Source organism: Pseudomonas sp. AC211, from assembly GCF_979258055.1.
Map to the genome: position 1 here is coordinate 2,237,570 of NZ_OZ409830.1, position 23,120 is coordinate 2,260,689.

Below are 23,120 nucleotides of genomic sequence, written 5' to 3' on the forward strand. Positions count from 1 at the left end.
GGCATCGACCTGGAATGTCGATGGCGTAAGGCGGTTGAGCAGGTTTCGCGCCAGGTGCCTGAAAGGCCCGGCTGGTCTGGGCTGGCGGGGATTGAGTGTAGAGAGGTGCTGGGCGGCGGGCAGGGGGGTGTTGCTGGAGAAGCAGTGGGGCAGCAGGTGTAGCGTGAGATCAAAAACATCGCGGCTAAAGCGGATCGCCGCCCGGCCGTTCCCACAGGACCGCACAACCTGTGGGAGCGGCTTTAGCCGCGATTTCCTGCAAACTTCGATGCCGGTTTTCACGGCGGCGAGGCCATGTTGGGCCGCAAATCCAACCGAAAACATCCGTCATCCCCGCGCACGCGGGGATCCAGAATCTAGAGTCGAACACGGTGATTGGCTCACCTTTGGCTGAAAAGCATCGCGGCTAAAGCCGCTCCCACAGGACCGCACAACCTGTGGGAGCGGCCTTAGCCGCGATTTCCTGCAAACTTCGATGCCGGTTTTCACGGCGGCGAGGCCATGTTGGGCCGCATATCTAACCAAAAACATCCGTCATCCCCGCGAAAGCGGGGATCCAGAATCTAGAGTCGAACGGTGATTGGCTCACCTCTGGCTGAAAAGCATCGCGGCTAAAGCCGCTCCCACAGGGCCAGTTTTAACCGCGAATTCCTGCAACCCTCAATGACGAGTTTTTACTGCGGCGTCGGATCACAAATCGGTGTGATTTTCTCGCCATTGAGCACCTTGCGGGCAAACGGGATGGAGTCTTTCAGCGAGGCGTTTACCGTGCCGCTGTGTTCAAGCCCGGCATACACGTGGGCCTCGATAATGCTGCCCGCTGCGCAGGCGTCTTTGGACAGTGCGCTTTGGCTGGCGGCCGTGGTGCTGGGGTCGGTTTGGCCGGCGCCGATAAAGATCGGTTGCGGCGCCTTCAGGGTGGGGAAGTCGATGGCTTGCACCCAGGGTTTCAGTTTTGCGGCCGCTTGCGGGCTTGGTTTTTTCTGGGTGTTGGCCGGCGTGCGGCCGGTGAACACGGTGTCGCCTTCCAGGGCGAACAGGCAGCTGGTACGTGCCTGTTCAACCAGCGGCAGTGCTTCGTCGGCGAAGTAGTCGGCCGGGGTGATGCTGGGGTCGTATTGTTGCTGGGCCAGCTGGGTGTAGAAGCTGTAGGCGATGGTTTCGTCGACCTTGTTAGGGTCTTTGGCGGGGCGGTTTTTGCTGTCGGTGATTTTGTAGATCACGCCGGTGGCGATGGTGCCCTTTACGCCGAGATCAGGCGTGTACGCCGGGGCGTACGTGGCGGCGGCAAACGCGCCAGCTCCGCCTTGCGATTGGCCAACAATCAGCACCTTGTTGGCCAGGCCCTGGGTGCCGTTCACCACGGCTTTGGCGGCGTCGAGAATGCCGTAGGCAGCGGCGCGGCTGTTGAGCAGCGGGTGGCCGCCCGGCACACCCAGGCCTTGGTAATCGGTGGCAACCACGGCGTAGCCTTCTTTCAACCAGGCGTTGAGGTAGTTGACGTCGCGAATCGAGCGGCCCTGCCACGAGGGTGCGCATACATCCGCTACACCCACGGTGCCGTGGCCCCACGACACCACCGGCCAACCGCCAGCCGGAGCTTTGCCTTTGGGCAGGAATAGCGCACCCGAGACCACGATCGGCGTTTTGCCGTCGATGCCGTCGGTGGAGGTGTACAGCACGCGTTGCTGGCTGGCGGCGCCAGCGAGGCTCAAGGTGGCGTCCAACGGTTCGCTGCGCAGCAGTTTGCCAGGCGTGGCCGGAATGGCTTTTTCCCAGGTGTAGAACGGCGACACACGGCCATCGCCTTGCAGCGGGTTGGGGGTCGGTGCATGGGTTTCAGCCAGGGCGGTGAACGACAAAGCGCTAAGTGCAAGGGCGAACGGGGCCCTGCGCGCGCGAGTGGGCGTGGCAGTTTCATAAGAGTTTCCTGTTTTCGAAGGGGAAAAGCGCAGCACACCACGGCAGGCACAGGTAGTGCCCGCCGTGGCCAGCCGGGTTACGGGTTGCTGCTGACTTGGGCTTTCAGGCTCGGCCAGTAGTCTTCCAGGTGCAGGTCGATGAGGGCCTGGTTGGTGAAGTGGGTGTCGAACGATTTGCTCAGGTCCACTTCCTCGCGGATCAGTCTGTTCTCGTAGGCGTAGTGCGCCAGCGCTTGGTAATGGGCGCTGAGTTGCGCGTTGCTGCGCGGCGCCCAGCGTTCCTTCCACGGCACCGGGTCGCCCTGGTCGTCGCGGCGCAGCACGCTTTCGGCGGTGCCGGCACGCGATGACAGCGCGTAGTAGGCGTCGCGGTTTTGCTCCTGGGAAATCCACCAGGCGGCTTTGATCCAGGCGGTGGCCAGCAGTTGGGTGACGTCGGGGTAGCGCTGGATAAAATCGTCGGTGCCCCACAGGTCCGAGACCAGGCGCCACGAATTGTCGCCCTGCTTGGTCGACCAAATGATTTTGCCGACGCCTTTGTCCTCCAGCGCGTAGGCCTCGCTGAGCAGAACCGCTGCATCGACCTTGCCGGCCGACACGGCGGCGGCACCTACTTGCGGGTTGAGGTTGGCGATTTTGAAGTCGTTCAGGCCGAGGTGTTTGCTGGCCAGAAAGTTGGTGAAGGCAAACTCCCAGGGCCGGCCACGGTGCAGGGCAACGCGTTTGCCTTTGAGGTCTTCGATGCTCGTTGCGGTGGAGTTGGCCGGCACCACCAGGTACACGTTATTGCCGCTGCCGCCGGGCACGATCAGTTTGCCCGGCACACCGCCTGCGCCGCCGATGACCGAGGGCAGATCGCCGCGTACCGCGAAGTCGATGCTGTTGTTGGTGAAACCTTCGTTGATTTGCGGACCGGCGCCGGCGTGGGGCAGGGCGATCCAGTCGAGTTTGATGCCCTGCTTGGCCAGTTCCTGTTCCAGCCAACCGTCTTCGATCACCCGGCCGGCGATGCCGCCGAAGGTCGGCTTGCCGCCTTGGGTAAACGCCACGATGGCGATTTTTACCGAGCTGGGTGTGTCCGCCGCCACGGCGCCCAGGCTAAACGCCAGGGTGGCCAGCGCCGCGAGGCCGTTACGCCAAAGTCTGTTCATGTCGCTCTCCTGTGGGCGGAACATCCGCGCTTTATTGGCAGAGAGCAGTTTGCATGCCAGGCGCTGCAAGCCCCGCAATACCTGGCCTGAAGCGCAAGAGCGTGGGTTGCAGCGGCGTTTGATGCTGATGCGCCCGCAACGATTGCTGCCCCGTTGCTGCTGGAGCAGCAGGGCGAAGGCATAGAAACAAAACGAATATATAAAGATGAATTAATAATTTTTTTTATCTATGCCGCCTTCGTGCATGATTGCCGCCAGCGCCCTTTGCCTGACAGGTATGTCCTATGTCGTTGCTCACCCATCCCAATGCCCGCGAACTGACCAAATCGGTCCGTGCCACCGTGCTGGTGTTCAAAGACCCGCGCTCGCAAGAACTGCTCAGCCGCATCGAACGTCTGGCGCCGAGTGAAGCCAATGCCTTGATCATTGGCGAGACCGGCACCGGCAAAGAACTGGTGGCACGGCATATCCATAACCTCAGCAACCGCAGCAAGGAACCTTTTGTGGCGGTGAACTGCGGTGCCTTCGCCGAAACCCTGGTGGAAAGCGAACTGTTCGGCCATGAAAAAGGCGCGTTCACCGGCGCCACCAGCAGCAAGGCTGGCTGGTTCGAAGCGGCGAAGGGCGGCACGCTGTTTCTCGATGAGATCGGCGACCTGCCACTGAATATGCAGGTGAAATTACTGCGCGTATTGCAGGAGCGTGAAGTGGTGCGCTTGGGCTCGCGCACCCCGATTCCCATCAACGTGCGGCTGGTGGCGGCCACCAACGTCAACCTCGCCGATGCCGTGGTGGCCGGGCATTTCCGGGAAGATTTGTTCTACCGCCTTCACGTCGCCACCATCCGCCTGCCGCCGCTGCGCGAACGCCCCGGCGACATCATGCCGTTGGCCGAATTTTTCATGGAAGAACACTGCCAACGCCTGGGCTACAAGCGCGCCAGCCTGAGCGAAGAGGCTGAACGCAAGCTGCTCAATCACAGCTGGCCGGGCAATATCCGTGAGTTGGAAAACGCCATTCACCACGCGTTGCTGGTATGCCGCAACGAGCGCGTGCAGCCCAATGATTTGCACCTAGTGGACATGCGCTCTGCCGGCATTCGCCACGAGGCAGCGCCCGCGGCTGCGCTCAACCAAAGCCCGGCACCGCTGGCCGCTGGACCGGCGGATCTGGAAGCCGCATTGATCGAACTGTTTGAGCAAAACCTGCCGGACTTGTACGAGCACATCGAAGAAACCGTGTTCCGCACCGCTTACCGCTTTTGCCATGGCAACCAGCTACAAACCGGGCGGCTGCTGAACATCAGCCGCAATATCGTGCGCGCCCGGTTGGAGAAAATCGGCGAGATCGCGCCTTCGGCACCGCGTTTGGGAAGCTTGGGTTAACTGGCGCAGCGGATTGGGGCAGGCATTGGCGACTCGGCGAGTGCCTGCTGCGCTTCTAGCTGGGCGCGTTGCGCGCCGGCTCGCCAGATTTTGAACAGGTCATGCTCGGTGAGCATCACCAGTTCGTCGCCCTTGTAGCCCAGGGTATTGATGCAGTCTTGGTCAAAGTGCTGACGTTCTGTTTCGTCTCGGTACGCGGGAAGCGGTCGAGCAGTAAAGCGTACGGCGTGACTGAGCCATTCCTTGATTCGTTTCACTTCGACGTCCTTGCTTGCCCGTATGAGATGGAGGCAAGAATATGGCATAGCGCCACTAGTGTGCACGCGCTATCTGTAGGGCGTTTGTGCCAATTGCGGGCTGAAGACTGAGGGCCGACGGAGTCGAGTAGCATGACGCGCTCTGATTTGACGCCGCTTGAGGTTCGCTATGCCGCTGCACATCCAAACGCCTTTGTTGCAATCGCGCCCATTGAGCGTGCTCACCAATAAAACCGTGTGGCTCAAGTTGGAAGCCGCGCAGCCGGTGGGCTCGTTCAAGATTCGTGGTATTGGCGCGGTGTGCGAAACCTACGCAAAGCAAGGCAAGCGTCGCTTTGTGTCGTCTTCGGGCGGCAACGCCGGCATCGCGGCGGCCTACGCTGGGCGGCAGTTGAATATTCCGGTCACCGTTGTCGTTCCTGAAACCACCACCGCACGCGCCAAAGCGCTGATCGAGCAGGAAGGCGCCGAGGTCATCGTGCACGGCGCGTCGTGGATGGAAGCCAGCGCGTTGGCGCAGTCGCTGCTGGATGAACACAGCGCGTTTATCCATCCATTCGACAACGCCGAAATGTGGGCGGGCCACGGCAGCCTGATCGACGAGGTGGTGGCAGCCGGCGTCGATTTCGACGCAGTCATCGTCGCCGTGGGCGGCGGTGGTTTGCTCTCTGGCGTGGTCGCGGGTTTGCAGCGCAACGGGCGCAGCCAGGTGCCGGTGGTGGCGGTGGAAACCCTCGGCGCGGATTCCCTGGCGCAGTCGGTCGCCGCTGGCCGGCGCGTGGAATTGCCGGCCATCACCAGCATCGCCACCTCGCTGGGCGCCAAAGCGGTGTGTGAAAACGCGTTCGCCATTACCGGACGCCACGACATCCGCTGCGCCACGGTGACCGACGCGCAAGCGTTGAGCGCCTGCGAGCAGTTTCTGCATGATCATCGCGTGTTGGTCGAACCGGCTTGCGGTGCCGCCTTGGCTACGTTGTACAACGTGCCAGGGCACGACGCGTTGGCTGATTTTCGGCGGCCATTGGTGGTCGTTTGTGGCGGGGCGACGGCCACACTCGAGCAGATTCAGCAGTGGCGGAGAACGCTCGCCTGATTGCACGGGCACGCCCAAGCGGCGGGGCTTTTACGGCGTTTAACCGGCCGCCGACGCTCCGCTGTTTGCCATCAAACTGCTATGAAATATCGATCTTTTTCGCCACACCGTAGTCTGAGTTATTAAGCCGCTTGATGCCGTGACGGGCATCCAGCACTCACTCATGACTTTAAAAGGTGACCTCAATTGGCCGAGAAGCCCCATGCCTCTTCGCACATTGCCGCACTGAAAAAATCCGCCACCGGCATTGCCGGTTTCGATGAAATTACCCTGGGCGGTCTGCCGCAGGGCCGGCCGAGCCTGGTGTGCGGTTTTGCCGGCTGCGGCAAGACGCTGTTCGCCATGAGCTTTCTGGTGAACGGCGCGCTGCAGTTCGGCGAGCCCGGTGTGTTCATGAGTTTCGAAGAACGCACGCAAGACCTGATGGAAAACGTCGGCTCGCTGGACTACGACCTGCAAGGGTTGGTGGACCAAAAGCTGATGGTCATTGATCACGTGTACGTCGACAGCAGCGAGATCGAGGAAACCGGCGAGTACGACCTCGAAGGCCTGTTTGTGCGCCTGGGCTATGCCATCGACAGCATCGGCGCCAAACGCGTGGTGCTCGACACCATCGAGGCGCTGTTTAGCAGTTTCAAAGACACCGCGGTGCTGCGCGCCGAGCTGCGCCGGTTATTTTATTGGCTCAAAGAGCGCGGCGTGACGGCGGTGGTGACCGGCGAACGCGGTGATGGCCTGCTGACCCGTTATGGCATCGAGGAATACGTGTCCGATTGCGTAATTCTGCTCGATAACCGCGTGGCCGATCAGATCACTACGCGCCGTCTGCGGGTCGTCAAATACCGCGGTTCGTCCCACGGCACCAACGAATACCCATTCTTTATCGACGCGCAGGGTCTGACGGTGATGCCCATCACCGCCGCCGGGCTGGATCACGACGCGCCGGAAGACATCGTGCCGACTGGCATCGAAGGCCTGGACCAGATGCTTGAGCGCGGTGGTTATTACCGTGGCTCCAGCGTGCTGGTGACTGGCTTGGCCGGCACGGGTAAAACCACCTTTGCTGCGAGTTTTATTCACGCCAGTTGCCTGCGCGGCGAGCGCTGCCTGCTGTTCTCCTTTGAGGAAGGGGAAAGCCAACTGCTGCGTAACCTGGGCTCGGTGAACCTGGAACTGAAGAGCTACATCGATAGCGGGCTGCTGCGCGTGGAGTCCACACGTCCGAGCCTGTTCGGCCTGGAAGTCCATTTGGCGCGCATGTACCGGGAAATCGTCGAGTTCAAACCGCACAACGTAGTAGTCGATCCGATTTCCGCGTTCCACGGGCCGCAGTCGGAAGTGCACGCGACGCTGTTGCGCCTGGTCGATCTGCTCAAGCAGCGCAACATCACCACGGTGTTCACCAGCTTGAGCGATGCGAAAACCACCCGGGCGGGCTTGGATCGCGCCATTTCCTCGCTAATGGACGCCTGGGTTTCGCTGTCCAGCGTAGAGGCCGACGGCGAGTACAACCGCTTGCTGTATGTGCTCAAGGCCCGTGGTATGGGTCACTCGAACCAAGTGCGCGAATACCACATCAACCACCGCGGCATCACGTTGGTGACGCCGTATATCAGCCCCAAAGGGGTGTTGACCGGTTCCGCGCGCATGAGTCACGAAGCCCGTGAACGCCGCGCCGTGGAGTTGCGTCAGAAACTGAACGAGCAGCGCCTGCGCGGGAAGCAGAAAAGCCGCGATGAGTTGGAACGCAAAATTGCCGAGATGCGCGCCGCCCTGGAAGCTCGAGAGGAAGAGGACTCGCTGCTAGACGACGATGAAATCAGCCAATTGCAAAGCGATGATGAGATTCGTCGGCAGTTGGCCCGAGCACGAGGAGTTCTCGAATGACCACCCCTGATTTGCACGATCCCGACTCGCACACCGTATCGGGCACCGCCACCACGCCGGCCATCGACCCCAACGCTGTCGGGCAACCGGGGCATTACGCCCTGCGCCTGTACATCGCCGGGCAAACGCCGAAGTCGGTGACCGCCTTGCGCAACTTGCAGCGCATTTGCGAGGAGTACCTGTCGGGCGTGTATTCCATTGAAGTGATCGACTTGCGCGTCACCCCACAACTGGCAGCAGGCGATCAAATTCTGGCGCTGCCGACTTTGGTGCGGCATCTGCCTACGCCGCTGGTGAAAATTATTGGTGACCTGTCCAACACCGACAAAGTGCTTGTCGGCCTGGATATCCGCCCAGAGCCAGTCAATTGAGTTTTACACCGCCACCTGAACAACCGCCGGTTGCCTCGGCGACTGCGCAACTGCCCGAAGGCTCGACGCAAGCGGGGGAGTGCTTGGAGCTGCGTTTGTATGTGTCTGGCAGCACCGCCCGTTCCACGCGAGCCATCACCAATCTGAGAGCGCTGTGCGACACCCACTTGCCTGGCGCTTATTCATTGGAGGTCGTCGATATCTACCAGAACCCGAGCGCGGCGCGCGAAGCGCAAATTATCGCGGTGCCCACGTTGCTGAAGCTCAAACCGCTGCCGGTGCGGTTGCTTATCGGCGACCTGTCCGACACCGCTACCTTGCGTAGCGCGCTCGGTATTGAGTGAGGGATTGCCGATGATCGAACGCGCCATAGGGCTGACCGACGAGCAATACATCAAGCAGCTGAGCGACAAACTGCGCGAAGCCGAGGACACCCTCGAAGCCATTCGCACCGGCGCGGTGGACGCGCTGTTTATCGACACCGGCGAAGCGGTGAGTGTGTACACCCTGGAAAGCGCCGACCGGCCGTATCGCACCCTGGTCGAGCAAATGCAGGAAGGCGCGGTGACGTTATCGCGCGACGGCTTCGTGCTGTATGGCAACGAGCGCCTCGGCGAGATGGTGCGCCGGCCGCTGGAAAAAGTAGTGGCCCACGATTTCGCTGACTTCGTCGCGCCCGCCGAGCGCGAGCGCTTCCGCCGCTTTATTGCCAACAGTGCCGAAGAAGCGGTGCGCAGCGAATTCAATTTGCTGGCCGCCGACGATCAAGTGACGCCCGCTTACCTGTCATTCCGCGCCTTGGCGCTGGACAGCAGCGAGGAGCCGATTATCTGCGGCGTGGTCACCGACCTCACCGAGCGTCGCTTGCTGGAAGCACGCCTGAGCCAAGCGCAAAAAATGGAAGCGGTGGGGCAACTCACTGGCGGCCTGGCGCATGACTTCAATAACCTGCTGCAAGGCATCAAAGGCAGCCTGGACCTGATCGCGCGCCGGCCGACTTCGGAAAAAGTCGTGCGCTGGACCGAGGCCGGACTCAAAGCCGCCGACCGTGGCGCCAAGCTCACCGCCCAGTTGCTGGCGTTCTCGCGCTCGCAAAAACTCGAACTGCAACCGCTGCGCATCAATTCGGTGATTCGCGACATGACCGACCTGCTGGTGCGCACCATCGGCACCACGGTACGCATCCGCTTGAACCTGGAACCGTGCGAGCACTACGTGCTTAGCGACCCCACGCAGCTGGAGCTGGCCATCCTCAACCTGGCGCTCAACGCCCGCGACGCCATGCCAAGCGGCGGTTCGCTGAACATCACCACCCAGCATCATCCCGAACCGGTGGAAGGCGCACCGTACGGCGTCATGCAGATTTGCGTGGCGGACACCGGCGTCGGCATGAGCGAAGACGTTCGCCTCAAAGCGTTCAACGCGTTCTTTTCCACCAAGGGCATCGGCGCCGGCACCGGGCTGGGGTTGGCGCAAGTGCAGAGCATCGTCGAGCAATCCAACGGCTGGGTGCGCCTGGTGTCGGCGCCGGGTTGTGGCACTCAGGTGTTCCTCACCTTGCCGTACACCCGCGACAGCGCGTTGATCGAAGTGCCGGCCGCTGCCGCCAACGAGCCGCTGAAACAGGGCGGCAAGCAGGTGATGCTGATCGACGATGACGACGACGTGCGTCGCGTTGTGGTCGACATGCTCGAAGCCCTCGGCCATCAGGTACGCGAAGCCAGCAGCGGCTTGGCGGGCCTGAAACTGATCGACGTGCAGATGCCTGATCTGGTGCTGCTGGACTTCGCCATGCCGCACCTTAACGGCGCGGAAGTGGCGAAACTGCTGCTGGAGAAATACCCACACTTGCCGATCATTTTCATCAGCGGCTTTTCCGACACCGCACAGCTGCAGGCGGCGGTGGGCAGCAGTGCGACCGTGTTGCGCAAACCGTTCACCATGGACCGGTTGAGCGACATGCTGGATCAGGTAGTGGGCGCAAACATCGAGCCCTCCTGACCGATGTTTTTCCGTAGGATGGACGTCCAACCCATGCGTGGAGGTTTCCACATGCACCGTTTAGTGCTCAGTGTGTTGCTGGTGGCTGGCTTGAGCGCGCAGGTGACGCTCGCTGCCGAAATCGTCGGTCAGCAGCGCACCATCACCCGCACCTACGTCAGCCCTGGCGCCAGCGGCTAGTATCAGCGAGTCCAGCCGGCAAGAGGGCAGCAGCGGCTACGGCGGTTATCAGGTGCCGGATAATCGCTACAACTCCAACAGCACCTATCAAGGCTCTGGCTCGACGCAGATTCGCGGCGATGTGCAGCAAAGCATCGAATATCCGGGAGTAGGGGAGTTCCAGCGCCAGCCCGGTAACGGTTCGGTACAGCGCGAGCGGCCGCTGAGGTTTCGCTGTCACCGGCTTGTCGCGTGATCGTCACACGCTTGCCACTGCTTTTGGTTGCAATCGCTGTAACTCATTCGGAGAAGCAGCGATGCAGCTATGTGTGATCGGCGCGGGGTATGTGGGGTTGGTGACGGCGGCGTGTTTTGCCGAAATGGGCAATCACGTGGTGTGTGTGGAAACCGATCCCACGCGCCTGGCGCAGTTGCAGGCCGGCGAAGTGCCGATTCATGAGCCCGGTTTGTCAGCGCTGTTATCCGCGCATTTGGCCAGCGGCCAGCTGAGTTTCACTCGGCGCCTGGCTGAAGGCGTAGCGCGGGCGGCGGTGGTGTTTATTGCCGTGGGCACGCCCAGCGGCGAGGACGGTTCGGCAGACCTCAGCCATGTGCTGGCCGTGGCCGAACAGCTGGGAACCACGCTGCGACAAGCCTGCCTGGTGGTGAACAAATCGACAGTGCCGGTCGGCACGGCGGAGCGGGTGCAGCACCTCATTAACCAGCGGTTGCAGCAGCGCCAGCTTGGTTTTCAGGTGAGCGTGGCGAGCAATCCGGAGTTTTTGAAAGAAGGCTCGGCCATCGACGATTTCATGCGCCCGGACCGCGTGCTGCTGGGTTGCAGCGATGCTGCCAGCGAAGCGTTGCTGCGTCGTCTGTACGCGCCCTTCGTGCGCAACAGCGAACGCGTGCTGAGCATGCCGGTGCGCGCGGCGGAGTTCAGCAAGTACGCCGCCAATGCCTTTCTGGCGACCAAGATTTCTTTTATCAACGAGATGGCCGGGTTATGCGGCCTGTTGGATGTCGACATCGAACAGGTGCGCCGTGGCATCGGCAGTGACAAGCGCATTGGCACGCACTTTATCTACGCCGGCTGCGGCTACGGCGGTTCGTGTTTCCCCAAAGATGTTAAAGCGCTGATCCACACGGCCGAGCAGAACGGTTTCGAACCGGCAATCTTGCGTGCGGTGGAGGCGCGCAACGCGGTGCAGAAAACCTTGTTGTTCGAAGCGTTGTACGACCACTTCAACGGCTATTTGCAGGGGCGGGTGGTGGCGCTGTGGGGCTTGGCATTCAAACCGGGCACCGACGATTTACGCGAGGCTCCCAGCCTGGTGTTGCTCGATGCCTTGCTGGCCGCCGGGGCGCGTGTTCAAGCCTGCGACCCGGTGGCCTGCAAAGCGGTGGCGGCGCGTTACCCGCAGGCGCTCGCCAATGGTCAGTTGCAGCTCAGCGAGTCCCCTTATTCGGCGGTGGAAGGCGCGGACGCGCTGGTGTTGGTGACGGAATGGAAGCAGTTCCGCCAGCCCGATTTCCGTCGTATTCGCGGTTTGATGCGCATGCCGGCCGTGTTCGATGGACGCAATATTTACGATTCGTTGGAACTATCTGCGCTAGGGTTTCTCTATCGTGGCATTGGCCGCCCTGTGGCGGGCCATTGTAAGGCGAGTGCCGCCTGATTAGACTGCGCGGCACTAACGGTATGACCCTTCTTTCAAGGACTCACATGATCAAGAAATGCTTGTTCCCGGCTGCTGGTTACGGTACCCGTTTCCTACCAGCAACAAAGGCCATGCCCAAGGAAATGCTGCCGGTGGTGAACAAGCCGCTGATTCAGTACGGCGTTGAAGAAGCGCTGGAAGCCGGGCTTTCGGAGATCTCCATCGTTACTGGCCGTGGCAAGCGCGCCCTGGAAGACCACTTCGACATCAGCTACGAGCTGGAACACCAGATCAAAGGCACCGACAAAGAAAAATACCTGGTCGGCATCCGCCGCCTGATCGACAACTGCAGCTTCTCTTACACCCGTCAGGTTGAAATGAAAGGCCTGGGCCACGCGATTCTGTCTGGCCGCCCGCTGATCGGTGACGAACCGTTCGCCGTGGTACTGGCAGACGACCTGTGCGTAAACGTCGATGGCGACGGCGTACTGACCCAGATGGTCAAGCTGTACAACCAGTTCCGCTGCTCGATCGTAGCGATTCAGGAAGTGCCGCAGGACGAAGTGTCCAAGTACGGCGTTATTTCCGGCGAGATGATTCGTGACGACATCTACCGTGTTAACAGCATGGTCGAGAAACCGAAACCAGAAGACGCTCCGTCGAACCTTGCCATCATCGGCCGCTACATCCTGACCCCGGACATCTTCAAGTTGATCGAAGAAACCGAGCCAGGCAAAGGCGGCGAAATCCAGATTACCGACGCGCTGATGAAGCAAGCCCAGGACGGTTGCGTTCTGGCTTACAAATTCAAAGGCCAGCGTTTCGACTGCGGCGGCGCCGAGGGTTACATCGACGCCACCAACTTCTGCTTCGAAAACTTCTACAAGACCGGCAAGGCTTATTAAGCCGAAGCTGTGTTGTAAAAAAAGGCCACCGTGAGGTGGCTTTTTTTTGTACTCGAAAATCCAGCCCGGTTTTTTGTAGGAGCGGCTTTAGCCGCGATGCTTGTGAACCCCAAAACCATCGCGGCTAAAGCCGCTCCTACAGGCGCTCGGCGGGCGCTTTGCGCTATGCTGCCCGCCAGCTAAGGAGATTTGCATGACTTACGATTTCGACCTCTTCGTGATTGGCGCCGGTTCCGGTGGCGTGCGTGCGGCGCGGTTCGCTGCAGGGTTTGGCGCGCGGGTAGCCGTCGCCGAAAGCCGTTACCTGGGCGGCACCTGTGTCAACGTCGGCTGCGTGCCGAAGAAACTGCTGGTTTACGGCGCGCATTTTTCCGATGAGTTCGAACAAGCTGATGGTTACGGCTGGACGCTCAATGGCACGCCGACCTTCGATTGGCCCACGCTGATCCGCAACAAGAACGCTGAAATCCAACGCCTCAATGGCATCTACCGCAACCTGCTGGTGAACAGCGGCGTTACGGTGCTGGAAGCCCACGCGAAAATTACCGACCCGCACCACGTCGAGGTCGACGGCAAAACCTTCAGCGCCAAACATATTCTGGTCGCCACCGGCGGCTGGCCGGTGGTTCCGCCGATTCCCGGCCACGAACATGCGATCAACTCCAACCAGGCGTTTTTCCTCAAAGAGCTGCCAAAGCGCGTGCTGGTGGTAGGCGGCGGGTATATCGCGGTCGAGTTCGCCTCGATCTTCCACGGCCTCGGCGCCGACACCTCGTTGCTGTATCGCGGTGACCTGTTCCTGCGCGGCTTCGACGGCGCGGTGCGCAAGCACCTGAAAGAGGAAATGACCAAGCACGGCGTGAATTTGCAGTTCAACGCCGACATCGATCGCATCGACAAGCAAGCCGACGGCAGCCTGCACGCCACGCTCAAAGATGGTCGCGTGCTGGAAACCGACTGCGTGTTTTACGCCACTGGCCGGAGACCGATGCTCGACAACCTCGGTCTGGAAAACACCAACGTGCAGCTCGATGAGCGCGGGTTCATCAGCGTTAACGACGAATACGAAACCGCCGAGCCGTCGATTCTCGCCCTCGGTGATGTGATCGGCCGCGTGCAGCTCACACCGGTCGCGTTGGCCGAAGGCATGGCCGTGGCGCGTCGGCTGTTCAAGCCGGAGCAGTACCGCCCCGTGGATTATCAGCAGATCGCCACGGCGGTGTTCAGCCTGCCCAATATCGGAACAGTGGGCATGACCGAGGAACAGGCGCGCGATGCCGGCCACAAGGTGGTGATTTTCCAAAGCGACTTCCGCCCGATGAAACTGGTGCTGACCTCCAACCAGGAACGCACGTTTATGAAGCTGGTGGTCGATGCCGACAGCGACAAGGTGCTGGGCTGTCACATGGTCGGCCCGGACGCCGGCGAAATCATCCAGGGCCTGGCCGTGGCGTTGAAAGCGGGCGTCACCAAGCGCCACTTCGACGACACCATGGGCGTGCACCCGACCGCCGCGGAAGAATTCGTGACCATGCGTACGCCGGCGTGAGTATCGAAACGCTGTTCTACCTCAGTGACCTGTTCGGCGTCGCCGTGTTCGCCGTCACCGGCGCGTTGATGGCCGGGCGCAATGCCATGGACCTGTTCGGCGTGCTGGTGATTGCGCTGGTGACGTCGTTAGGCGGCGGCACGCTGCGCGACCTGATCCTGGACAACCACCCGGTGAGCTGGATCGGCAACGAGCTGTACTTGCTCGTCGCCTCGCTGGGCGCCCTCGGCACGGTGCTGTGGGCGCGTTTTATCAAGCCGCTGCCGGAAAAGGCCCTGTTGATTGCCGATGCCTTTGGCTTGGCGGTGTTTACCGTGATTGGCACCGAAGTGGCCATGCGCCACGGCGTGCCGACCAGTTCGGCGGTAATCATGGGCGTGATGACCGGCGTGGCCGGCGGCGTGCTGCGCGACGTGCTGTGCAACCAGATTCCGCTGATCTTCCAAAAAGAGGTGTACGCCACCGCGTGCATCGCCGGTTCGCTGGTATTTATCGCGCTGCTGAACCTGGGCGCCGGACATTGGGCGGCAACGGGCGTGGCGATGCTCGTGGTGTTGGTGACGCGCATCGCCGCTATCTACTGGGGTTTGGCGCTACCGCGTTTCCAACTGATGGACCGGCGCAAACACCCGCGTTAATCCGCAGGCAAACCCACGACCCAGCCCAGGACCTTACGAACTCCCCACGTTCACCGATTGGGCGCCGTCTGCAGCTCCGGATCATCCGGATTCTGCTGTTCAAGCTCCGCTTGCAGCACTTGTACTTTCTGCGGCTGCCCGGCTTCGTGCCAATAACTGATCAACGCCAGACGGGCGTTGCGGTTCTCGGGCTGACGCTTGAGCAAGGCTTCGAGCTGGTTACGCGCCTGCTCCGGTTTGCCGGTGTCGTGCAGGGCGATGGCGTACACGTAGCTGAATTGCGGGTCTTGTGGGTTCAGCTCGGCGGCTTTGGCCAACGCCGCCATGGCGTTCTCACGGTCGCCTGCGCGAATCAGCGCCAGGCCAAGGCTGTGTTGCAGCAACCCGGCTTCGGGGTGCCGGGTTATGGCTTCGTTCAGCAGTAGCAACGCGGCGGCATGCTGCCCTTGAGCATCGAGCAATTGCGCCAGACTGACCACGGCGGGCAGGAAGTCCGGGTTACGTCGCAGGGCCTCGCGCAAGGCGGCTTCGGATTGCCCGCCACGGCCCGTGTTCTGATAAAGCAGCGCCAGGTTGAAATTGGCTTCGGCGCGGTCGCGCAGCGTCTGCTGAGACGCTTCATAGTCTTTGATGACCGGCTGCCAGGCGCTATCGATGGCAGCGCGTTGTGCGGCCGGCACGTTGGCCAGTTGCGACGCGGCAGCAAAGCGCACGGCGCGCACCGGGTCGCTCAAACGCGGGCTGAGCAGGCGCACTTGCTGTTCGACCGAGCCCATTCGCGCCACCGCTTCAACCGCCGCCGCGCGCACTTGCGGGTCCGCGTGGTTGAGGGCGATAACTGCCTGGTCCAGGGCGCGCTGACTCGGATAGGTGGGCAATTGGGTCAGCACGGTGGCGCGGCGAATGGCAGGGAGGTCGGAACGTGCCAGTTGCTGCATCAGCATGCGCGCCGCTCCCGGCGAGCCATGCCGCGCGGCGAAAATGGCGTCGCCATAGCCGCCGTCTTTGACCGGCGTGCTGCCATACCAAACCTTGAATTGCTCGGCGATCTTGCTGGTTGCGGTGGTGTGGCAGGCGGCACAGGCATCGGTGCTGCCGAGCCTGGCCGATTGCGCCGGGTCGGGAATGCTCAGGCTGTGGTCGTGGCGGTAGTCGTTGACCATGTAGAGCTTGCCGGGCATATGGCAATCCACGCAGTTGGAGCCTGGCTGCCCGGTTTTGTGTTTGGTGTGCTCCGGCGCTTCGTAGTTCTTCGCTTTCAAATCCGCCGCGTCGATGCCGGCCCGCGAGGCCTTGCCGGCGGTGTTGTGGCATTGCAGACACACACCGTTGCCGGGCGCTTTGAGCTGGTTGCTGTGGGGGTTGTGGCAATCGGTGCAGGTCACGCCTTTGCTGAACATTTTGCTCTGGGCAAAGGAGCCGTACTCGAACACTTCGTCTTTGATCTTGCCGTCGACCTGATACAGCTCGGCCGTCAGGTTGGCCGGCACGTAGTCATCCATGAGCCGTGTGCTCGCGGTGTCGCCATCGCCCAAGGGCGCCCGACGGGAATGACAGCGGCCGCAGGTTTCCACCTGGGCAATGGCGTCGCGGCTGCCCAGTGCTACACCAAAGCCTTTATCGGGTTGCTGCTTGTTGAGGTTTTTCCCCGCGCTCCATTCCAGATGGCGCGACGCCGGCCCATGGCAGCTCTGGCAGCCGACGCCGAGGTTGTTCCAGGTGCTGGCGAAGGTGTCCGTGGTGGGGTTGAAGTTGCGTTTGAAACCGGTGGTGTGGCAGTCCACGCACATGAAGTTGGCGTTCTGCGCCGCTTTGCTCCAGTGCAGATCGTCGCGGAAATTCATCTTCTCGCCGGGGTACAACTCGAACCACCGGTGCTTCTGCGTATCCCACGCCACGCCGGAGGCCTGAAGGCGGCCGCCGGGCATTTCCAGCAGGTATTGCTGCAACGGCTCGACGCCAAAGGTGTAGGCCACTTTGAAGTCGGCGGGCTTGCCATCGGGGCCTGGCGTGTTGATCCAGAATGCGCCGTCGCGCTGGGTAAAGCGGCTGGTTTCCGCTTCCCCGGTAAAGGTGGCGTTGTTGAAATTGCCGCGAACATGTTCGGCGCTGGCCGGCAGCATGGCCATCTGATGATGGGAACCGCTCCAGGCGTTGCTTTGTTCGCCGTGGCAGCTCTGGCATTGCCCTTCATCGACAAACGAGGCGGGCGGTAGTGCCTTTTCGCTGCTCAGCGCGGCGGGCGATACCGTGTCTGGCGCGACGGGGGCGGTGGCGTGTTGGCGATAAAGCCAGATGGGCAGTGTAACCAGCAAAATGACGGCAAAAATGATCAGCGCGAGCGGACGGGCAGGGGCATCGGGGCCTGAAGGCAGGGTAGGGGGAGGACGTTTGTTCGGGTACTTCGGCATGCAAACTTCCGTTGTTTTAACGCGCGCGTATCACAGTGGCATGCAGCTTCAGTGAGTCGGGCGGGGCTGTCAAACCCATCGATAAATAGCTTCCTAAGCAGATTTTCCGCTTGGGCAATTTCCCGTACGCTAACGCACCTTTTCCGCTGTTCTAATTGAGCCTTCCATGAGCCCCACCAACCTGACCATGACCCGTGGCATGGTGCTGCTGTTTGCCTTTTGCTGCGGCGTGATCGTGGCGAACATCTATTACTCCCAGCCGATCATCGAACTGATCGCGCCGGACATTGGTATTTCCACCACCGCCGCCAGCCTGATCGTGTCGCTGACTCAGGTCGGCTACGCACTGGGCATGTTGTTTCTGGTGCCGCTGGGCGATTTGCTTGAAAACCGCCGGCTCATGATCGTCACCGCGTTGGTTTCAGTGGGCAGTCTGTTGGCGGCGGCATTTACCACCCAGCCCCATGCGTTTTTGCTGGTGTCGCTGTTGATTGGCCTGAGCTCGGTGTCGGTGCAGATCCTTATTCCGTTGGCGGCGCACTTGGCGGCAGAGGAATCTCGCGGCCGTGTGGTGGGCGGCATCATGGGTGGTTTGCTGCTGGGCATTTTGCTGGCTCGGCCAATCTCCAGCTTGATCGCCGACCACTTTGGCTGGCGCGCGGTGTTTCTCGTCGCTGCTGCGGTCATGACGGTAATTGTGGTGATTCTGGCGACCACCATGCCGGCCCGTCAGCCCGAACATCGCGCCACTTACGGTCAATTGCTGCTGTCGTTGGGCGCGCTGTTCAAGCGCGAACCGGTGCTGCGCCAGCGCGCCTTGATGCAAGGCTGCATGTTCGGCGCGTTCAGCCTGTTCTGGACCGCCGTGCCGCTGGAACTGGCGCGTAACCATGGCCTGTCGCAAACGCAGATCGCCTTGTTTGCGCTGGTGGGGGCCATTGGTGCCATCGCCGCGCCGATTGCCGGGCGCCTGGCCGATGCCGGCCACACGCGGGTGACCACGCGGCTGGCCTTGCTGTTGGCGATGCTGTGTTTTCTGCCGGCTTTTGTGCCGCCCAGCAATACGGTGATCGCCTTGGCGGTGACCGGCGTGGTGCTGGATTTCTGCGTGCAGATGAACATGGTGCTCGGCCAACGCGCGGTTTACGCCTTGGACGCTGCCAGTCGTGGACGGCTGAACGCCTTGTACATGACGGCGATTTTTATCGGCGGCGCGCTGGGCTCGTCCTTGGCCAGCGCCTTGTTTGACCATGGCGGCTGGCTGTGGATTGTCATCGTAGGCAGCGTGTTGCCGTTGCTGGCGTTGGCGATTTTCTGGCGGGGCGAGCGGCGGGTGGCGTGATCGGGTTGTTGGAGGGGTTGGGATTGTTGGGCTTCGCTTTTGGCTCAACCCAACCTACGTAGGCCAACCCGGCCTGTGATCAGTTCTGCAATTCGTCCAACCCTTCAAACAGCGCTAACGCTTCGGGATTGGCCAGCGCATCGGTGTTTTTCACCGGCTGGCCATGCACCACATTGCGCACGGCCAATTCAACGATCTTGCCGCTGATGGTGCGCGGAATATCCGCCACGGCAATGACCTTCGCCGGCACGTGGCGGTTGGTGGTGTTGTCGCGAATCACCTGGCAGATGCGCTGTTTTAAATCCTCGTCCAGCGTTACGCCCTCGCGTAACCGCACGAACAGCACCACGCGCACGTCGCCTTGCCATTGCTGGCCGATGGCGATGGATTCCAGAACCTCTTCGATCTTTTCCACCTGACGGTAGATTTCCGCCGTGCCGATGCGCACGCCGCCGGGATTAAGCACGGCGTCGGAGCGGCCGTGAATGATCACGCTGCCGTGGGGCGTTTCTTCGGCGTAGTCGCCATGGGCCCACACGCCGGGGAAAGTGTCGAAGTAGGCGGCTTTGAATTTCTCGCCGTCCGGGTCGTTCCAGAAACCCACGGGCATGCTCGGGAAGTGCCGGCTGCACACCAGCTCGCCTTTCTCGCCAATCACCGACTGGCCGTCGTCGCTCCACACCTCGACCGCCATGCCCAGGCCTTTGCATTGCAGCTCGCCGCGGTACACCGGCAACACAGGGTTGCCCAGTACAAAGCAGGAGACGATGTCGGTGCCACCCGAAATCGAAGACAAGCACACGTCCGGTTTAATGGCCCGATACACATAGTCGAAGCTTTCATGGGACAGCGGCGAGCCCGTCGAAAGCAGTCCCTTCAGCGCGCTTAGTTGGTGACTTTTGTTGGGCTCGACGCCGGCCTTTTCCAGCGCCGCCAGGTACTTGGCACTGGTGCCGAACACGCTGATGCGCTCGGCGTCGATCAGGTCCATCAAGCGCTCCGGCCCCGGCTGGAAAGGCGAGCCGTCGTACAGCACCACCGTCGCGCCAATTGCCAAGCCGGACACCAGCCAGTTCCACATCATCCAGCCGCAGGTGGTGTAGTAGAACAGCGTGTCGTCGCGGCTGAGGTCGGTGTGCAAGCCGTGTTCTTTGAGGTGCTGCAGCAGCACGCCGCCGGTGCCATGGACGATGCATTTGGGCACGCCGGTGGTGCCGCTCGAATAGAGAATGTACAGCGGGTGATCGAACGCCACGGGGGTGAACTGCGGTTCGCCGCCCGGCGTGAAGAACTCGTTCCAGAGCGCCACCTTGGCGCTGCTCTCGTAGTCCTCACGGCGCGCGTGCGTTTGCGTGTATGGCACCACGATCAACTGCTGCAAGGTGGGCATCTGGGCGAGAATTTCGTTGAGCTTGGCGGTCTGGTCGTTGTCTTTGCCGGCGTACTGGTAACCGCCGGCGGCGATCAGCACTTTGGGCTCAATTTGGCCGAAGCGATCGATTACGCCCTGTGTGCCGAAGTCTGGCGAGCAGCACGACCACGTCGCGCCCAGGCTGGTGGTAGCCAACATGCCGACCACCGTTTGCCAGGTGTTGGGCATCATCGCCGCCACCCGATCACCCTGGCCCACGCCAGCCTTGGCCAGCGCTTGTTGCAGGCCCGCCACTTGGGCCGCCAGCTCGCGGTAACTCAGTTCCTCGTGCGTGCCATTTTCGCTCACGGCCACCAGCGCCGGGTGCGCGTCGCGGCGGCGCAGCAGGTGCTCGGCAAAGTTCAGGGTCGCGCCGGGAAACCAGCGCGCGTCCGGCATGTGCGGGCCTTCTTCCAGCACCGCCGTGGGCGCCGTGTTGAACTGCACCTCGAAGAAATCGACGATGGCCTGCCAAAAGCCTTCCCGGTCTTCCACGCTCCAGGCGTGCAGCTGCGGGTAGTCGGTCAGCGAGAGCCCGTGGCGCTGATTGATAAAGCGGCGGAACGCATCCATTCGTGTCGCGGCGATGCGGTCGGGCGAGGGCGTCCATAGCGGCTGGGTCATGGCGATGTCCTTGGCTGAGCGGTGAATCATTATGCCGATGGAAGTTGCCAACGCGTGATGCCAAAGCGTCTTCCACCAGAACCGTGGACGCCGCCACGCCGCTGCGGTTCCATCGGTTTGCGCTTAGCGGGCCAGCCAACCGCCATCCATATTCCATGCGGCACCGCGTACTTGCACCGCCGCGTCGCTGCACAGAAATAGGGCCAACTCACCCAATTGCTCTGGCGTGACGAAATCCAGCGACGGCTGCTTTTCGGCGAGCAAATCGTGGCGCGCCTGTTGCGCATCGCCCGTGGCCAGCGCGCGGTCATCGATCTGCTTTTGCACCAGGGGCGTCAACACCCAGCCGGGGCAGATGGCGTTGCAGGTCACGCCCGTGGTGGCCGTTTCCAGCGCCACGCTTTTGGTCAGGCCGACCAGGCCGTGTTTGGCGGCGACGTAGGCGCTTTTACCCGCAGAAGCAGCCAGGCCGTGGGCCGAGGCGATGTTGATGATCCGCCCCCAATTGCGCGCGCGCATACCCGGCAAGGTCAGGCGAGTGGTGTGAAACGCCGAGGTGAGGTTGATGGCAATGATCGCGTCCCAGCGTTCGACCGGGAATTCCTCAACCGGCGCCACGTGCTGAATACCGGCGTTGTTGACCAGAATGTCGATGCCGCCGAATTCGCGCTCGGCGTAGGCAACAAGGTCTTCGATGTCGGCCACCTTCGAGACATCAGCCGGGTGATGCCCAACCTTGCCACCAAAGGCCGCCACTTCATCAATGGCGGCCTTGGCGTCGCCAAAACCATTGAGCACCAGGTTGGCCCCGGCCTTGGCCAGCACCAGGGCGATACCCAGCCCGATGCCACTGGTGGAACCGGTAACCAACGCAGTTTTGCCGTGCAGACTCATACATCTCTCCTTGTCTGGCGAGCGGGGCCCGCCAGGTGGGTTCAAACGGTTAAACGATGCCCGTGGCGTAGAAGGTGCCGATGACCACGAACACAGCGAGGGTTTTGATAATGGTGATGCCGAAAATGTCTTTGTACGCCTCGCGGTGCGTCAGGCCGGTTACGGCCAGCAAGGTGATTACGGCGCCGTTGTGCGGCAGGGTGTCCATGCCGCCACTGGCCATGGCGGCGACGCGGTGCAGCACTTCCAACGGAATGTTCGCGGCATTGGCCGCTTCGATGAAGCTCTGCGACATCGCCGCCAAGGCGATGCTCATGCCGCCCGACGCCGACCCGGTAATACCCGCCAGCAAGGTCACCGTGACGGCCTCGTTCACCAGCGGATTGGGGATGGTTTTCAGCGCATCGGCCAGTACCAGAAAGCCCGGCAGCGAGGCGATAACGGCGCCAAAGCCGTATTCCGACGCGGTGTTCATCGACGCTAGCAACGCGCCGCCCACCGCCGTTTTGGTGCCCTCGGCCAGCTTGCTGCGAATGGCGCGGAAGCCGCAGATCAACACCAGCAAAATGCCCAACAGCAGCGCGGCCTGAACGGCCCAGATGCCGGTGAGCTTGGCCACCTCGCTGGTCACCGGCTGCGCCATGCCGGCCAATTGCAGGGTATGGGTTTTGCCGTACAGCTCGGGAATCCAGCGGGTGAACAGCAAGTTGGCGACGCCCACCAGAATCAGTGGCGACAGCGCCAGCCAAGGGTTGGGCAAGGCGATGTCTTCGGCGGTTTCCGGCTCATTGCGCAGCTCGGTGCCGTAGCCTTCGCCGTTGGCCTTGGCTTTGCGCAACTGGCGGCGCAGGTACAGCATGCCGACGATAAACACGAACACCGTGCCGGTCAGTCCCAGCCACGGCGCGGCCCACGAGGTGGTGCCGAAAAACGTGGTGGGGATGATGTTCTGGATTTGCGGCGTGCCGGGCAGGGCGTCCATGGTGAAACTGAACGCGCCAAGGGCGATGGTGGCCGGAATCAGGCGTTTGGGAATGTCGCTTTGGCGGAACATTTCCGCCGCAAACGGATACACCGCAAACACCACCACAAACAGCGACACACCGCCGTAAGTGAGCAAGGCGCACACCAGCACGATCACCAACATGGCCTGGCGCGTACCCAGCAAGCGAATGGCCGCGGCGACAATGGAACGCGAGAAGCCCGACAGCTCGATCAGCTTGCCGAACACCGCGCCGAGCAGAAATACCGGGAAGTACAGTTTGACGAAGCCGACCATTTTTTCCATGAACACGCCGGTAAAGGCGGGCGCCACCGCAGACGGGTCGGTGAGCAACACCGCGCCCAAGGCCGCGATGGGCGCAAACAGAATGACGCTGTAGCCGCGATAAGCCGCGAGCATCAGCAAGGCTAAAGCGGCGAGGGCGATGATCACACTCATGTAGCGATCTCCTGA

The 23,120-nt window shown here is 61.8% G+C and carries 19 protein-coding genes; 12 read left to right on the plus strand and 7 right to left on the minus strand.

Going from position 1 to position 23,120, the window contains the following annotated elements; translation table 11 throughout:
* Window positions 1-674 precede the first annotated feature (674 nt).
* The gene (locus ACZZZP_RS10635) at window positions 675-1,862 is read right to left on the minus strand and encodes an alpha/beta hydrolase family protein (protein ID WP_463536510.1); all 1,188 of its coding nucleotides are present in this window, start codon (window positions 1,860-1,862) and stop codon (window positions 675-677) included.
* A 137-nt stretch (window positions 1,863-1,999) separates the two neighbouring features.
* Window positions 2,000-3,073 (minus strand): ABC transporter substrate-binding protein, encoded by a 1,074-nt coding sequence (locus ACZZZP_RS10640; RefSeq protein WP_463382679.1) that lies wholly within the window; start codon window positions 3,071-3,073, stop codon window positions 2,000-2,002.
* A 284-nt stretch (window positions 3,074-3,357) separates the two neighbouring features.
* Between ACZZZP_RS10640 and ACZZZP_RS10645 the strand changes: the two genes are divergently transcribed.
* A complete protein-coding gene (locus ACZZZP_RS10645) occupies window positions 3,358-4,458 on the plus strand; it encodes a sigma-54 interaction domain-containing protein (protein ID WP_463382680.1) in 1,101 nt (366 codons plus the stop codon).
* On the opposite strand, the gene ACZZZP_RS10650 is transcribed toward ACZZZP_RS10645, so the two are convergent.
* The gene (locus ACZZZP_RS10650; RefSeq protein ID WP_463382681.1) at window positions 4,455-4,715 is read right to left on the minus strand and encodes a hypothetical protein; all 261 of its coding nucleotides are present in this window, start codon (window positions 4,713-4,715) and stop codon (window positions 4,455-4,457) included. The two genes, ACZZZP_RS10645 and ACZZZP_RS10650, sit on opposite strands and share 4 nt — an antisense overlap.
* Before the next feature lie 169 nt (window positions 4,716-4,884).
* Between ACZZZP_RS10650 and ACZZZP_RS10655 the strand changes: the two genes are divergently transcribed.
* The 10 genes from ACZZZP_RS10655 to ACZZZP_RS10700 all read left to right on the plus strand — a co-directional run bounded on the left by ACZZZP_RS10655 (window position 4,885) and on the right by ACZZZP_RS10700 (window position 14,982).
* Window positions 4,885-5,811 carry a pyridoxal-phosphate dependent enzyme gene (locus ACZZZP_RS10655; RefSeq protein ID WP_463382682.1) on the plus strand — a complete coding sequence of 309 codons (927 nt, stop codon included), beginning with the start codon at window positions 4,885-4,887 and terminating at the stop codon, window positions 5,809-5,811.
* Window positions 5,812-5,997: 186 nt separating this feature from the next.
* Entirely contained in the window at window positions 5,998-7,698 is a 1,701-nt protein-coding gene (gene kaiC, locus ACZZZP_RS10660) for a circadian clock protein KaiC (RefSeq protein ID WP_463382683.1), read from the plus strand.
* A complete protein-coding gene (locus ACZZZP_RS10665) occupies window positions 7,695-8,069 on the plus strand; it encodes a circadian clock KaiB family protein (protein ID WP_463382684.1) in 375 nt (124 codons plus the stop codon). The genes kaiC and ACZZZP_RS10665 overlap by 4 nt, the downstream gene beginning before the upstream one ends.
* Window positions 8,066-8,413 (plus strand): circadian clock KaiB family protein, encoded by a 348-nt coding sequence (locus ACZZZP_RS10670; protein WP_463382685.1) that lies wholly within the window; start codon window positions 8,066-8,068, stop codon window positions 8,411-8,413. Before ACZZZP_RS10665 ends, ACZZZP_RS10670 begins: the two co-directional genes overlap by 4 nt.
* Before the next feature lie 10 nt (window positions 8,414-8,423).
* Complete coding sequence (locus ACZZZP_RS10675) at window positions 8,424-10,070, plus strand: response regulator (protein WP_463382686.1); 1,647 nt, start codon at window positions 8,424-8,426, stop codon at window positions 10,068-10,070.
* A gap of 51 nt (window positions 10,071-10,121) precedes the next feature.
* Window positions 10,122-10,250 (plus strand): hypothetical protein, encoded by a 129-nt coding sequence (locus tag ACZZZP_RS10680; protein ID WP_463536511.1) that lies wholly within the window; start codon window positions 10,122-10,124, stop codon window positions 10,248-10,250.
* 296 nt (window positions 10,251-10,546) lie between these two features.
* On the plus strand, window positions 10,547-11,908 hold the full coding sequence (locus ACZZZP_RS10685) for a UDP-glucose dehydrogenase family protein (RefSeq protein ID WP_463382688.1): 1,362 nt from the start codon (window positions 10,547-10,549) through the stop codon (window positions 11,906-11,908).
* 47 nt (window positions 11,909-11,955) lie between these two features.
* On the plus strand, window positions 11,956-12,795 hold the full coding sequence (gene galU, locus ACZZZP_RS10690; protein ID WP_122496359.1) for a UTP--glucose-1-phosphate uridylyltransferase GalU: 840 nt from the start codon (window positions 11,956-11,958) through the stop codon (window positions 12,793-12,795).
* A 193-nt stretch (window positions 12,796-12,988) separates the two neighbouring features.
* Window positions 12,989-14,344, plus strand: a complete 1,356-nt coding sequence (gene gorA / locus ACZZZP_RS10695) for a glutathione-disulfide reductase (protein ID WP_122496357.1) — start codon at window positions 12,989-12,991, stop codon at window positions 14,342-14,344.
* Window positions 14,345-14,346: 2 nt separating this feature from the next.
* The gene (locus ACZZZP_RS10700) at window positions 14,347-14,982 is read left to right on the plus strand and encodes a trimeric intracellular cation channel family protein (RefSeq protein WP_463384693.1); all 636 of its coding nucleotides are present in this window, start codon (window positions 14,347-14,349) and stop codon (window positions 14,980-14,982) included.
* 50 nt (window positions 14,983-15,032) lie between these two features.
* Here the strand turns inward: ACZZZP_RS10700 and ACZZZP_RS10705 are convergent, their stop codons facing one another.
* Window positions 15,033-17,393, minus strand: a complete 2,361-nt coding sequence (locus ACZZZP_RS10705; protein WP_463536512.1) for a tetratricopeptide repeat protein — start codon at window positions 17,391-17,393, stop codon at window positions 15,033-15,035.
* Window positions 17,394-17,559: 166 nt separating this feature from the next.
* Here ACZZZP_RS10705 and ACZZZP_RS10710 point away from each other — a divergent pair, with 166 nt between their 5' ends.
* On the plus strand, window positions 17,560-18,735 hold the full coding sequence (locus tag ACZZZP_RS10710) for an MFS transporter (protein ID WP_463382689.1): 1,176 nt from the start codon (window positions 17,560-17,562) through the stop codon (window positions 18,733-18,735).
* Between the two features lie 79 nt (window positions 18,736-18,814).
* Here the strand turns inward: ACZZZP_RS10710 and ACZZZP_RS10715 are convergent, their stop codons facing one another.
* The 3 genes from ACZZZP_RS10715 to ACZZZP_RS10725 all read right to left on the minus strand — a co-directional run bounded on the left by ACZZZP_RS10715 (window position 18,815) and on the right by ACZZZP_RS10725 (window position 23,105).
* Window positions 18,815-20,770: an acetoacetate--CoA ligase gene (locus tag ACZZZP_RS10715; RefSeq protein ID WP_463382690.1), complete on the minus strand. Its 1,956-nt coding sequence runs from the start codon at window positions 20,768-20,770 to the stop codon at window positions 18,815-18,817.
* Between the two features lie 123 nt (window positions 20,771-20,893).
* Complete coding sequence (locus ACZZZP_RS10720; protein WP_463382691.1) at window positions 20,894-21,664, minus strand: 3-hydroxybutyrate dehydrogenase; 771 nt, start codon at window positions 21,662-21,664, stop codon at window positions 20,894-20,896.
* Between the two features lie 49 nt (window positions 21,665-21,713).
* Window positions 21,714-23,105, minus strand: a complete 1,392-nt coding sequence (locus ACZZZP_RS10725) for a GntP family permease (protein ID WP_122496347.1) — start codon at window positions 23,103-23,105, stop codon at window positions 21,714-21,716.
* Between the last annotated feature and the right edge of the window lie 15 nt (window positions 23,106-23,120).